This is a genomic window from Nocardia sp. NPDC051750, assembly GCF_044453135.1.
Classification (GTDB): domain Bacteria; phylum Actinomycetota; class Actinomycetes; order Mycobacteriales; family Mycobacteriaceae; genus Nocardia.
Genome location: NZ_JBITCK010000012.1, coordinates 1 through 11,650, shown reverse-complemented (window position 1 = coordinate 11,650; position 11,650 = coordinate 1). Strand labels below are relative to the sequence as shown.

The 11,650-nt window shown below is 68.1% G+C and carries 14 protein-coding genes; 2 read left to right on the top strand and 12 right to left on the bottom strand.

Annotated elements, in window-relative coordinates; translation table 11 throughout:
* From ACIA75_RS35695 to ACIA75_RS35665, 7 genes are all read right to left on the bottom strand, one after another.
* Positions 1-719: ESX secretion-associated protein EspG (locus ACIA75_RS35695; protein WP_397111507.1), on the bottom strand; the 719-nt coding region annotated here is incomplete at its 3' end.
* Positions 716-1,705, bottom strand: a complete 990-nt coding sequence (locus tag ACIA75_RS35690) for a PPE domain-containing protein (protein ID WP_397111506.1) — start codon at positions 1,703-1,705, stop codon at positions 716-718. The genes ACIA75_RS35690 and ACIA75_RS35695, both read right to left, overlap by 4 nt.
* Before the next feature lie 41 nt (positions 1,706-1,746).
* Positions 1,747-2,079, bottom strand: coding sequence for a PE family protein (locus tag ACIA75_RS35685; RefSeq protein WP_397111505.1), 333 nt, complete (start codon positions 2,077-2,079; stop codon positions 1,747-1,749).
* Between the two features lie 33 nt (positions 2,080-2,112).
* Entirely contained in the window at positions 2,113-3,525 is a 1,413-nt protein-coding gene (locus ACIA75_RS35680; RefSeq protein ID WP_397111504.1) for a hypothetical protein, read from the bottom strand.
* Entirely contained in the window at positions 3,522-3,839 is a 318-nt protein-coding gene (locus ACIA75_RS35675) for a type VII secretion target (protein WP_397111503.1), read from the bottom strand. Before ACIA75_RS35675 ends, ACIA75_RS35680 begins: the two co-directional genes overlap by 4 nt.
* Before the next feature lie 98 nt (positions 3,840-3,937).
* Positions 3,938-4,237, bottom strand: coding sequence for a YbaB/EbfC family nucleoid-associated protein (locus ACIA75_RS35670; protein ID WP_397111502.1), 300 nt, complete (start codon positions 4,235-4,237; stop codon positions 3,938-3,940).
* A 27-nt stretch (positions 4,238-4,264) separates the two neighbouring features.
* A complete protein-coding gene (locus tag ACIA75_RS35665; RefSeq protein ID WP_397111501.1) occupies positions 4,265-4,618 on the bottom strand; it encodes a hypothetical protein in 354 nt (117 codons plus the stop codon).
* A gap of 670 nt (positions 4,619-5,288) precedes the next feature.
* On the opposite strand from ACIA75_RS35665, the gene ACIA75_RS35660 reads away from it, so the two are divergent.
* On the top strand, positions 5,289-5,627 hold the full coding sequence (locus ACIA75_RS35660; RefSeq protein WP_397111500.1) for a toxin-antitoxin system YwqK family antitoxin: 339 nt from the start codon (positions 5,289-5,291) through the stop codon (positions 5,625-5,627).
* 8 nt (positions 5,628-5,635) lie between these two features.
* On the opposite strand, the gene ACIA75_RS35655 is transcribed toward ACIA75_RS35660, so the two are convergent.
* The 5 genes from ACIA75_RS35655 to ACIA75_RS35635 all read right to left on the bottom strand — a co-directional run bounded on the left by ACIA75_RS35655 (position 5,636) and on the right by ACIA75_RS35635 (position 11,123).
* Positions 5,636-6,436, bottom strand: coding sequence for an ESX secretion-associated protein EspG (locus ACIA75_RS35655; protein ID WP_397111499.1), 801 nt, complete (start codon positions 6,434-6,436; stop codon positions 5,636-5,638).
* A complete protein-coding gene (locus ACIA75_RS35650) occupies positions 6,433-8,217 on the bottom strand; it encodes a hypothetical protein (protein ID WP_397111498.1) in 1,785 nt (594 codons plus the stop codon). Before ACIA75_RS35650 ends, ACIA75_RS35655 begins: the two co-directional genes overlap by 4 nt.
* A 405-nt stretch (positions 8,218-8,622) precedes the next feature.
* Entirely contained in the window at positions 8,623-10,197 is a 1,575-nt protein-coding gene (locus ACIA75_RS35645; RefSeq protein ID WP_397111497.1) for a hypothetical protein, read from the bottom strand.
* Positions 10,198-10,258: 61 nt separating this feature from the next.
* The gene (locus tag ACIA75_RS35640; RefSeq protein WP_397111496.1) at positions 10,259-10,543 is read right to left on the bottom strand and encodes a hypothetical protein; all 285 of its coding nucleotides are present in this window, start codon (positions 10,541-10,543) and stop codon (positions 10,259-10,261) included.
* A gap of 58 nt (positions 10,544-10,601) precedes the next feature.
* A complete protein-coding gene (locus ACIA75_RS35635) occupies positions 10,602-11,123 on the bottom strand; it encodes a hypothetical protein (RefSeq protein ID WP_397111495.1) in 522 nt (173 codons plus the stop codon).
* A 328-nt stretch (positions 11,124-11,451) separates the two neighbouring features.
* On the opposite strand from ACIA75_RS35635, the gene ACIA75_RS35630 reads away from it, so the two are divergent.
* Positions 11,452-11,650: hypothetical protein (locus ACIA75_RS35630; RefSeq protein ID WP_397111494.1), on the top strand; the 199-nt coding region annotated here is incomplete at its 3' end.

The window sequence follows — 11,650 nt, the reverse complement described above, 5'->3', positions numbered from 1 at the left end:
CTACCCGTTGTGACCGTCGACCAGATCTGTTGATCCGGCGAAACTGTGGGGGCGGCCGCGAGCCGGCCGCGTTCGGTGTCGTACACCGCGATCGCGCCCGGAGCGCGGGTGGTCAGGCCGTCCTCATGGCTGTAAGCCACGATTTCGGTAAACGCCCGGCACGAGGCGAACGCCGCGGCGAGAATCGTCGCGTCGCGATCGGCCACACCGAGAGCGTAGATGGCATCCGCGAAATCGCCGGTCGTTTCGGCGGTATCGAGCCGGTCGGCCAGTTCGGTGGCCGGCGCGCTGAATCCGGCGACCTGAGCCGCCTCCGCCGGACCCAGTGCCGTCAACAGGGGCGCGGCGAGCGCCGCCGGTGACCCGTCGCACCAGATCGATCCGATATCGAAGCTGTCGCCGTCGCGCACGGCCACCGCGTGTTGCTCACCGCGGCGGGCCAGGCAGATTCGCAGCATGCGATCTTCGGCGAAACCGCGAGCCACCAGCTCCCGATCCGGTTGCGCCAGTACGAACAACGCCTGCGCCAGTCCGGGTTCGACATCGCCGTCGGCGTCGAGGATGCCCGCCGCATGCAGACCCGCCACGGCCCGGTCGCGCGCCGCCTGCCATTCGTCGTAGGAGTCCTGCTGCGGCCCGGCGGCGAGCACCAGGGGCAGGGTCTGCACGCCCATACGTTCGGCGACGGCCAGCAGGGCATCGTTGGTCAGCGTCGTCACGGTGTACCCCCCGCCCGGACCTCCGGTGCCGAAGCGGCGGGCTCGACACCGCCGAGTACCGCCGGTGCGGCCCGGAGTTCGTTCTCGACGCCGAGGTGGTCACCCTCGTCACTGGACAGCCCGGCACGGGGGAAACGCGGTGCTTCCTGCGCCGAACCGCCGGCACCCGCCATCGCGCCCGGGGCCATCGGCGCCGCCCGCGAAGTGGCCCCGGAATTCCCGCCCGCGGTGGTCTGCGGTGCCGGCTCCGGTGCGGACACGGACTGCGCGTAGATCGGCGCACTGTAGGCGCCCGGCACCCGCGGCATCGCCACCGGGATCGGGATCGACCCGATTCCCCTCAGCCCCACCGGCATACCGCCCCGGACCGGCGGCGCCGGTGCCGCCTCCGCGGCGGCGGCATGTTCTGCCGCCAACGCAGTCTCCGGTGCGATAACGGGCGGAGCTGTGTGCTGCCACGGTATCGCCAGAGGTTCGGTGGCTTTCTCGTAGTTCTCCATGACCCGCGACGCCACCGCTTTGGCCACGTCGGAGTCCTGATCGACTTCGGCGGCAACGGCTTTGATCGGCGCGCCGAGCATTCCGCCGATGGATTCCAGCATGCGCTGGATCTGCTGGATCTGTTCGATATCGGCGGAATGCGGCATGGCCAGCCGGGCCACTTCGTAGGCAGCAACCTGCGCCTGGAAACGCGCCGCATTGGCCGCGGCCGCGCCCGCGGCCTCGGCCAGCCAATCCCGGAGCGTGGAAATACGTTGCAGCACTTCGCTACTACGCCCCGATCCCCAGGCCCCGCGCACCTCGATAACGGCCTTCTCGTATTCCACCACCGCCGCACCGAACGACGCCGCCAGCCGGGTCCACGCCTGGACGGCCTCCGCCATCGGTACCCCGCCCGGACCGGTGGCGAGCTCGCGGGCCAGCCGGTCGGCGGGGCGCGCGGGCCACACCACACCGGTGAAGCCGGGCTGTGGTGGTTCGATCATCGCTGGGGAATACCCTTCGCTCGTCGGCACTGCGGAACCGGTCAGGCTTTGGGTCCGCCGAGGGCCCCGGCGTTATCGGTTTCCATCCCGTCGAACTGTGCGGTGCTGAGCCGCAGTGTGGCGGCCAGTTTGCGCATTTCCTGCACGCTGGCCTGGGCATTGGTCAGATAGGACGTCGCGACATCGTTGTGCGTCTGCGATGCCCGGCCGGACACCTCGTCCACACCCGCCGGTACCACGGTCAGCGCCTCCTGCACGGCCGTCAGATCCGCGGCCAGCCGGTCGGCCAGCGAATCCAGGCCCGACGACGCCTTCCCTGCAGCGACCGGGTCGAACCGGACCCCGTCGTACACCTCACCCATCTCGTTTTTCATGAGACCCTCCTGTGTCCTGGTCACCGGCTCGCATCACAGCGTGAGCTCCTTGTCCGGCGGTGGTTCCGATATTGATTCCGCCGCACCGACCACGGGCACCGCGACGCCCTCGATCGACCCGACCACTTCGTCACCGTGTTCGGACGAGACCATGCCACGCGCCGAACCGTCGGTAATCGACTCGCCGTCGCGGGCCATCCCCGCGGCGCCCATACCCGCACCACCCATCGGCATATAGCCGGGGCTACCCGGAGACGAACTCGTCCCGTTGTTGGCCGCGGACGACATACCCGGGCCCGCACCCGGCGAATTCCCGCCGAGCACCCCCAGGGCAGCGCCGAGCGGACCGGGTGCCGCCAGCTTGGATCCGGGGAAGGACCCCAGCGGGGCCGGCGTAGCACCCACGGCGCCCAGGGCGCCACCGAGACCACCACCGGCACCCAGACCACCGGGCAGGCCCGGCTTGTCCGACTCCGGACGGTGCGGTTCTCCGTCGCCGGGACCGCCGAGCGGCTTCGGCGCGGACAACGCCGGATTGGCCGACGCCAATTTTCCCAGCGACTGTGCAGCCTGGCTCGCGGTACCGATCAACGGCGTGACCATGCCGATCATCTGCATGAGCTGGCTCATCTGCTGGCTCGGGTCGACGCCGGTCGGGGCGTTGGTGACCTTCACCTTTTCGCCGGTCTGCACCAGCCCGGCGCCCTCGGCACCGAGTTCGGCCTTGGTTTTGATGGTGATGGCCAGCGCTTCGGTCGCCGCCTCGACGGCCGAGGCCACCAGGTACACCGCACCGGCCCCGGAGGACGCGTAGAGCGGGGCCAGCGCCAGCTTCGCGGAGAACGCACCGACCACGACGGCCGTTTCCCCGCGGCCGATCGCGACACTGGTCGCGCCCTTGGCGAGGTGCATCTTCTCGCCGGTGCTCTGCGTCTCGAGCTTCGCCGCGTCGGTCTGCGCCTGGCCGGCTTTCTCCGCGGCCTCCGTTGCCCCCATGCCCTGCCACAGGCTCATCGCAGCCTGCAGGGCGGAGGTGCCCAGCTGCACGACGGTCTGCATAACCGTCGACACCTGCGACAGCATCTGCGTCGGGTCCATGGCCGGCGGCGGTGCGGGCGCGGCCGCCGGATCGCCGGCCGGCGGCGCGGGTGGCGGTGCCGGTGCCCCCAACTGCCCGGTTCCGAAGGCCGACGCCAGATCGGTGAGCGGGCGCATCAGCGCGCTCAGATCGAGAGTCGGCAACGGTGGCAGCCCCGGCATCTCACCGAACGCCGGGAGTTCTGGCAGATTCGGTAAGCCCATGCTGTGGAGGATGTCGTTCACCGGCATATCGAGCATCGGCGCCAGCGCACTACCCCGCAGCAGCTCCAGAATGGTCGGATCGAGGGGGTCGGCGCCGGGTGGCGGCTGTGCGCCCGGGGGCGAGCCGGCTCCTGGCGTGCTCATGACCGGGGATTCACCGCGCCGATATTCGCACCGTTACCGGCATCGGTGATCTCGTAGCTCGCGGCGGCCTGGTACGCGGTGAGTGCGGTACCGGCGTGTACCGCCGCGAGTTCGGCAACCGAGGACAGATGGTTGGCCTGCGCGTAAGCGAACGCGGCGAGGAATTCCTGGCCGATGAGCCCGAACGCCGGCACCGCGACGGCGACCGTCGCCGCCTGATCGACGGCCGCGGTCGAAGCGATTCCGGCCGCCATTGCCGCGGATTCGCTGCCGTACAAGCGAACCGCATCCGGGACAACGTGAACGTTACTCATGTGTGTGTCCAATCCCGAAACATCCCACAATGTTTCGTCAACAACAGTACCCAGCGGGCAGCGACCGTTGCGATCGCGGAACGGTTAACAGTCGGTAACTACCTTGCACTTTCCGAATTGAAGGTGGTGATCAACTCGGCCTTTTCGGAGATCGCCCGAGCGGCGGCCGCACGGGCGGTTTCGACCACCGTTTTCTCGAACTCGGCCGGACTCAATTTGCTGATCGCGCCGGAGAAACTCAACCCGATGGGAGCCGCGTTTCCGTCTACTTCCACCGTCACCGCGCCATCCGGCGACGTTTCGCTCACCACGATTCCGGTCATCGCCTCGTGCAGATCGGTCATCCGATAGACCTGCTGCTGAACCCGGGCGATGAGTTCGTCCATCGTTTCGACCATGACTACCTCCCGAATACTCTTCCGGCCCTAGACGGATCGCAGCCAGCTTTCCGGTTCGGTGTCGTACTCCTGCTCCTGCACCAACTCCTGGCGAGCTACCTCCTCCTCGGTGGGCAGACCCGCCAGGCGCAGCATCTCGTTGGTGAAACCGGCCTCTTGCAGCTGCCTACGCCGTTCCAGACCGGCGCGGGCCGCCGACTGTTTACACAGCCGGAGGATCTCGCCGGCCAGCGCATCGGGGTCACGCCGGAGCTCGCCGGGCTCGACGGAGACCGCGAGGGGCAGACCCATTTCGGTGGTCCGGACCCGGATGGAACCGGTGAACGAATGAGCAGTGAACTCGGTGGGGAACTCGGCGTCTCCCGGAACAGCTGCGCTCATCGTCGTGCTCCTGTGTCTTCGGCGGCGCCGCCGGCGCCGCGGGGCTGTGTTCGTGCTGACCGAGTCGAGGCGCACCCAGCCAACGGATAGCAGCTGATCAGAGTATGGATCGGGGAGGTTAACCCCGGGTTACCGCACGGTGTGTGAATCGGTGGAAGTCGATGCATGCTGCGAGAACGCCCCCTCGCGCGAGCCGGTTGCCAATGCCGGGAAGCCCTGAGGCGTGTGGTCGCGAGACCCGGATATACGCTGGCGCGGTCCAATCCCGGGACTCCCACCCCCGGACCCCACAACTGAATTACGAACCGACCGGCGCGGCGCCGGCCGATCGGGCACACAGTGGTCCGGTCCGAGCCCGCCCGCCGTGCGGTGAGCCCTGCCCACGTCGACGAATATCGCATCTCCGCAGAACCTCCTGACCCTCAGCACTCCCAGAGCAGCGCGCCACTTCATGTTCCTCGATCGGGTTTTATTACCCAGCGCCGATTCTGTTAACACAGTGTGCCCCGAAAACCGGGATGCTGGAAGCTTTTTGCCCGCGGCCGATGCCGTCCGGATGGCCACGGCGAGATCGACGAGGCACAATCGCCACACCGTGAGCGAATGACCAGGACCCGGGCACCGATCCCGATAATCTGACCGCCGTGTACGTATGCATGGAAGATCCGCAATGAGGCGTATCGACCTGAACCTGGACGCCACGTCGGTCGACAACGAGCTACGGCTGCAGTACGAGGGTGAACTGTTCACCGGAGAGGTTGTCGAGGAACTCATTCCCGGCCAGCTGCTGTCCCAGGAGCTCTACGTCGACGGTCTCCCCCACGGCAGTATCCGGGAATGGTGGCCCGACGGCCGCCTGAAATCCGAAGGCGAGAACTACCGGGGCCGACCGCGCGGCGTATTCCGGCACTGGCACCCGGATGGACGTCCCGCCGCGTCGATTCTGTTCGACAGCGAAGGAACCTCACGAGTCGTGCGGGAATGGGACGGAGACAGCCACCGACGATGAGCCGGGACTCAGACCCGCTGACGCTCGTCCTTGATCACGCGCACGATCTGCGCGATCTTCGAATTGATCGTCGCAGCCAGGACCTTCGAATCCGCGGCGACAGCCACCGGCGGATCCGAATCCCGGATGATGTACCGGCCGTCGTCCACGAGGTCGCGCCATCCGAGTTCGAATCGGGCGATTCCCCGCGGACCGTAGATCGACGAACCCTGCTCGATATGAACAGTGCCGACCCGCTCGGTGGGCGCGGCGAGGAAGTTCGTGCTGCGCTGCTGCGCCGTCGGAGTGAACGAGTCGTGCACACTCGGCCCGCCCGCCGACCGGTCCGGCGTATGGGCGGGGCGCCGGACCGGGAGCACGACCTCGCGTTGTTTACCCATCTCCGCCGCCGGCATTTTCGCCACCATTTCGTCCGCGAGCCGCACGGCGTCACATTCGGCGACAGTGAAACCTGCGCTGTACCAGTAGTTCTCATCCGGTCTCGACCGCACGACGAAACCTCGTGACTCCCGGCGGACACCGATCATCCGGACCGGGCTCTTGGGATCGTCCGGGTTACGGTGGTCGCTTCCACTGATGCCGACCCGGATATCGGGCGCGGTGAGCGCGGTGAGCACCGGTTCGAAGGAGGCCCCCAGCCGATCCCGCAGATCAGTGCGCGCACTCTGCAGATCTCTCCGGAACCGGTCCGGGTCCCGGGTGCGTGCGGTGTAACGAAGCGGGAACGGCAAACGAGAACCGGTCCGGTCCGACCACAGGACATAGAACTCGATATCGGTAAATGTCCAGTGGCGTAGCTCCGATATCACTGGTCGACCACCGGTTTGGCGACGATCGACGGATCACCGATGCCCTCCTCGAGCCATTCGGTGGAGTCGAGATAGTCCGCCCGCTTGTGATCCTTCTGCTGACCTCCGGCAGCCCCACCGCCTGCGCCACCACCACCCATCGGCATCCCGCCCATCGGCGCGCCCGGCGCCGAGGACGCCGCGACCACGCCCGGCGTCGCCCCGGTGGCAGTGCCCGTCAGGACAGCCGCCCGCGGGAAGAGCTTGGACGCCTTCTCCATATTCGGGACGGGCGGAGTCTTCGCGCCGCCGGGCGCGCCCGAACTTCCGCCGCCGAGACCAGCGGGCAGTTTTCCGGCTTTCTGCAGCGCGGACTGGTAGTTCTTCACCGCGTCCTGCAATGCGGGCGGCATCCCTGGCAGCCCGGTGATACCGGCCTGCTGCAGCGCCTGCTGCGCGGCCGTGGACAACTGCTCACCCATTTGGCTGAGCTGCTGAAGACCTTGCTGGGCCGCCTGCAGCATCTGCTGCGAGCCCGACTGCTGTTCCAGCTGCTGCTGTTGCTGTTGCAGGGCCTCCTGTTGCAGCTGGGCCTGGTCCTCCAGCTCCTGCCGCGCCTCGAGCAGTTCCGCTTGCTGGGCCTTGGCCTGGTCGATCTGCGCCTGCTGTTCAGGAGTCAGCGGCGGCTGCTGACCGCCGGGGACACCGCCACCACCGCCGCCCCCACCACCGCCACCGCCGTTGTTGGTGTCGTCGTTGGGGTTGGAGTCGGTGTCGCCGGGAGCACCCGTAGGCAGCGGGAACTTCGGGATCACTCCGGCGGTCAGCTCGACGCCCGGCTTGTACCAGCTGTTGTAGTGCGTCTGCGCTTCTTGCTCATAGTTGGAAATGGCGGTCTCGCCGCCCTCCCCGTACGCGTCGGCATACAGCGGCACGGGCATCCCCACCCACGTGCCCATGATCCACTGCGCCATATGCATGAGATTCTCGGCCATCTGCTCCGCCGCAGTGATCAGACCGGCACCGGTGGCCATATAGCTGCCCACCGCTTCCCGGGCACCGCCGGCACCGGTGCCCTTCCAGCGGTCGGAATCCACCAGCAGTCGCATACCCTCGCTGAAATTGACGAAGCCGGTATCCAGCTGGACCTGCATCCGGTACCAGTAGGTAGCCCGGTCCTCCACCGACGACGACTTCCCGGCGAGATCTTTGCCGAGGTAGTAGAAGTCGGGGTAGATCAGGGACTCGCCGGGCGGTACCTGCGCCGAGAACGGATAGGCCCCGGGACTGCCCTTCAACCCGGACAAGCTGGCGGGAAGGGTGAACTGATTGCCCTTTTCACTGAAGTTCCCGAGATCCGGGCGCTTGGTGTATGTGTCGTCGACGAAACCATCGGTGGAGTCGTAGTGCCCGAAAGCATCACGGACCTCGTTACCCGCCGAACTGGCCCGCACCCGCCGACCGAACTCACCCGCCGCATCCGAATCCGTCTCGGTGTACAGCTTGCCGGCCAGGACGAACGCCTCACCCAGATCGGTGATGTGCTGCCGATGCTTCGGCATCACATCCTCATCGAAATCCGTTGCCGCCTCGTCGAGTTTCGTGCGCAGTCGCGTCGCGCCGTCGAAGTCCCCGAACTCGGGGATCGGTTTGGTCAGCGGAGACAGCTCCTTGATCACATTGAAAATGCTCATCAGATCGGCGCACAGGTCCGCGGCCTCGCCCGCGACACCTTCCTCGAATACGAAACCGCCGCTCGCAGCCCGGTCCCGGAGAGCGCCCCACGGATCGTCGCCGGCCATACCTCACACTCCTGCCAAATCGAACATGTGCGTGCCGGTGGTCGCCAGCATTGGGAAGGTGCTGCCGTGACGTGTGGGCGGTTGAGGAATTACGATTTCGACGTCCAATCCCGGGACTCCCACCCCCGGACCACACGACTGAAAAGCTGCCCGGGCTTCGGCCCGATCAGCCACCGGAACCACAGTCGCCATACTACTTCCGAGTATCACGGCACGTCTCGACGAAGGGTGACTCATTCGCTCACGCCCCTCCTCCTCGTCGGCAGCACGAGTCACAACCGAAGATCGCAGCCGGGACTTACCGAGGCCCCACCACCGGCTGAACACGCACTGAACCCTTCTCGTACGGACGGTACCAGCGCGTGAACAGGTGTCGAATCACAGTGACACAGCGGAAGTTCGCGACTAGATGAGCGCGCGGTTGCGGTTCCGGAAGCGGCGCCCGAAATCCGGCAGATACTGCGACGGCGCGACCGAGGACGACGAGCGTTCCAGCACTCCGTCATCGGCCACATAGAAGATCGCCCGGCCGATCGCGATCTCGCCCGGCGCCACCGGCACATACACCATCCACCCCGCCGCCACCCGCTCCGCGCGCAGATCCGCCACCGGATAGCCGGAGGTGTCCTCGCCGGTCTCGGTGAGGTATCCGCGGACCCGGTCGATCGCGTGCTGCTCCGGGAGCGGATCCGGGGCGGTGACACCACCCAGGACGAGCTGGTAAAAGGCGCTGTCGACATCGAAGCCGTCGGATTCGGGGAAGAGGCCGTTCAATATCGCACGGGTCAGGGTGCCTGATTCGGCGGCGGCGACGAAGGCCTCGACCGCGGCCTTCCGCTCCTCGGACGGATCGGCTTCGAGGATCAAACCGGTCACGATCCGCACCACCGTCGCCGTATCCCAGATTCCCGGAACCGCGCCGGCGATACCCTCGGCGGCCGGCGATTCGCCCCGATACCAGCGGCCGCCGTCCCACCAGTAGCAGAAGGTGAGCTGTCCCGTGCCGGACCGATGGTTCAGGACCGGCCCCGCGACCCATTCCGGTGCGCCGCGGAACAATGCCGGCAGCGGGGCTTCCCGGTTGTATGCCGCATCCAGTTCCGGTGCATTCCACAACCCACCCGAGAGCACGGCGCGGCCACCGGGCAATGAATGCAGGGTGCTCCCGCTGCGGGAGGCGCCCTCGAACCAGCGCAGCCCGGGCGTGAGCCGGGGGCCCCACTCCGACCGGACAGCGACGAACGCCGCGCACAGCGCCGTCCAGCGAGCCGCCAGCACCGGAAAATCCGGGATACCGTCGACCGGCTCGCCGGTGACCCCGGCCGACCGGTCCGCCGCGGCCTGCGCGGCCGCCGCCGACGGGGAACGCTGCTGACGATCGCCGTGGAACAGGTACGCGGCCAGCCAGACGGGAAGAGTCGTGCGGGGGAACGCTTCCAGATCGGCGCGATAGATCTCGGGGGCGAAGAGCTGGTCGTCGGGGAACGGCTCGTCGCCGTAGTCGTAGTCGACCTCGATCTGGCCGGAGCTGGTCAAACCGAGCAGCAACCGCCACCACGGTCCGTCACCCAGCCGGGCAGACAGCTGCCGATGCTCGCGGACCAGGGCCAGCACCTGCGGTGTCGGATTCCAGCGGACCGCGCGCTGCTGCGCGTCGGAGAATACGGCGAAACCGGCGTCGGCCACGACGGTCGACGCGAACACCACATCCACCCGCTGCCAGCCGTCGGGTGCGACCGCACCCAATTCCCTGGCGACCTGGTGCATGAGCGCCCGCGCCCGTTCGGCGACATCCTGCTCCGGGGCAGCCGGAGCCAGGGTGAAACCCACATCCGGGTCGTCGTCGGGGGCTGCCGGGGCGCCGCCCGGCCGATCCGGTGAACCGGCGGTCGATTCCACCTCGATATCGGTGGTCACGCCGGCGGCAGCGTCGCGTTGCGGAGCCGGCGCGGCGCCGGGCACCTCATCTGATCTGGTCACTTCGGCAACATTCTCCTCGTACCCGTATCGCGGTCGTTCGGCCGGATACCCCGCGGCAGGCTCAGCTGTCACCGCGGGCGCGGCGCAACTCCTCCAGCCGGCGGGCGAGCTCTTCCCGGTGCTCGCGGGCATGGGAACCGTCGAGCTGACCGGCGAACGTTGCGCGGGCGGCCGCCACCAGATCGTCGGTGACCTCCGGATACGCCCGCGCGATATCCCACAGCGCCTCCTCGGTCTCCATATCGAGCCCGGTCTCGGTGCGCAGACCGCCCCCGTTACGCACCGATTCGAGCATTTCGGCGAAGTTCTCCCGCAACTCGTCCTCGGTCGGATGGTCGATTCGCATATCTACTCCTCATCGCTGTCGTCTGTGTCCAGGGCACCATGGTTGCGCCGACCCCCGCTCACTCCGCGAACACCTGCGCGCGGCGCTGCGGATCGGCGAGCACATCGCGCAGATAGGCGCCGAAATCCAGCTCCTCCGGGAGCGAACGATACGTCAGTTCACCGAGCCGGGTCCCACCTTGGATCAGGGCGAAACTGGTGGTCCGATAGGCGACGGTGGCCAGCTCGGCGACAACCGGATACTCGAGATCGATCGTCTGAGCACCGATCCGCAACCCGAGCCGGCCGTGCTGCCGATACAGGACCACGGGCACCCCGCCGATCTCACCGTAGAGACCGCTGACGCGACCCGGATTGGTGGGTGCGGCCTGCAAGGCGCCGGTGTACGGGTTGAACTCCGACGGCACACCGAATCCGGCGAACGGCCGGACGACCAGCGGAACGAACACACCACCGGGCGGCCCGTCCGCCGCCGGGGAGCTGTTGCCCGGAGCACCACTGCGGGGGCGGTAGCGATCCCGGGAATCGCCCTGCGGTATCCCGCCGTCGGGCGCCGGCGGGAGGCTCGGTGGATACGGCATCCCGGGTGGGTACTGGTCCGCGGATCCGCTGCCCCCGGGAATTCCCGGCTGAGCATGACTGCCGCCACCGTTCGGATACCCCGGTGGGTACGGGTACGGCTGCTGGGCCGGGGGCACTGGCCCAGCAGGACCCGGCGCACCGGGATACGGACCCAGCGGCGGTTCCGGATACGGATTCACCGGCGCGGGAGGCACCGGGGGCTGCGGCGGTACCGGGTGGGCCGGAGCCCCGGGTTCCTGCGGCGGTACGGGCTGCCACGGGAACGCTGGTGGCGCCGGCGGAAGGGGTGGGCCGGGAACCGCCGGCGGTTCCGAAGGCAGCGGCAGGGTGGGCTTTGCCGGCGGCAAAGGCACAGACGGGACCGGCGGCACCGGAACGGGCGGGACAGGTGGCACGGGCGGCGCAGGCGGTTCCGGCACCGGCGGCACGGGCGGCACCGGCGGCGCAGGTGGCACCGGCGGTTCCGGCACCGGCGGCACGGGCGGCACCGGCGGTTCCGGCACCGGCGGCGCAGGTGGCACCGGCG

Coding starts and splice junctions, on each gene's coding strand:
- ACIA75_RS35690 (WP_397111506.1), bottom strand. CDS start 1,705: ATGATCGAACCACCACAGCCCGGCTTCACCGGTGTGGTGTGGCCCGCG.
- ACIA75_RS35685 (WP_397111505.1), bottom strand. CDS start 2,079: ATGAAAAACGAGATGGGTGAGGTGTACGACGGGGTCCGGTTCGACCCG.
- ACIA75_RS35680 (WP_397111504.1), bottom strand. CDS start 3,525: ATGAGCACGCCAGGAGCCGGCTCGCCCCCGGGCGCACAGCCGCCACCC.
- ACIA75_RS35675 (WP_397111503.1), bottom strand. CDS start 3,839: ATGAGTAACGTTCACGTTGTCCCGGATGCGGTTCGCTTGTACGGCAGC.
- ACIA75_RS35670 (WP_397111502.1), bottom strand. CDS start 4,237: ATGGTCGAAACGATGGACGAACTCATCGCCCGGGTTCAGCAGCAGGTC.
- ACIA75_RS35665 (WP_397111501.1), bottom strand. CDS start 4,618: ATGAGCGCAGCTGTTCCGGGAGACGCCGAGTTCCCCACCGAGTTCACT.
- ACIA75_RS35660 (WP_397111500.1), top strand. CDS start 5,289: ATGAGGCGTATCGACCTGAACCTGGACGCCACGTCGGTCGACAACGAG.
- ACIA75_RS35650 (WP_397111498.1), bottom strand. CDS start 8,217: ATGGCCGGCGACGATCCGTGGGGCGCTCTCCGGGACCGGGCTGCGAGC.
- ACIA75_RS35640 (WP_397111496.1), bottom strand. CDS start 10,543: ATGCGAATCGACCATCCGACCGAGGACGAGTTGCGGGAGAACTTCGCC.
- ACIA75_RS35635 (WP_397111495.1), bottom strand. CDS start 11,123: ATGCCGTATCCACCGAGCCTCCCGCCGGCGCCCGACGGCGGGATACCG.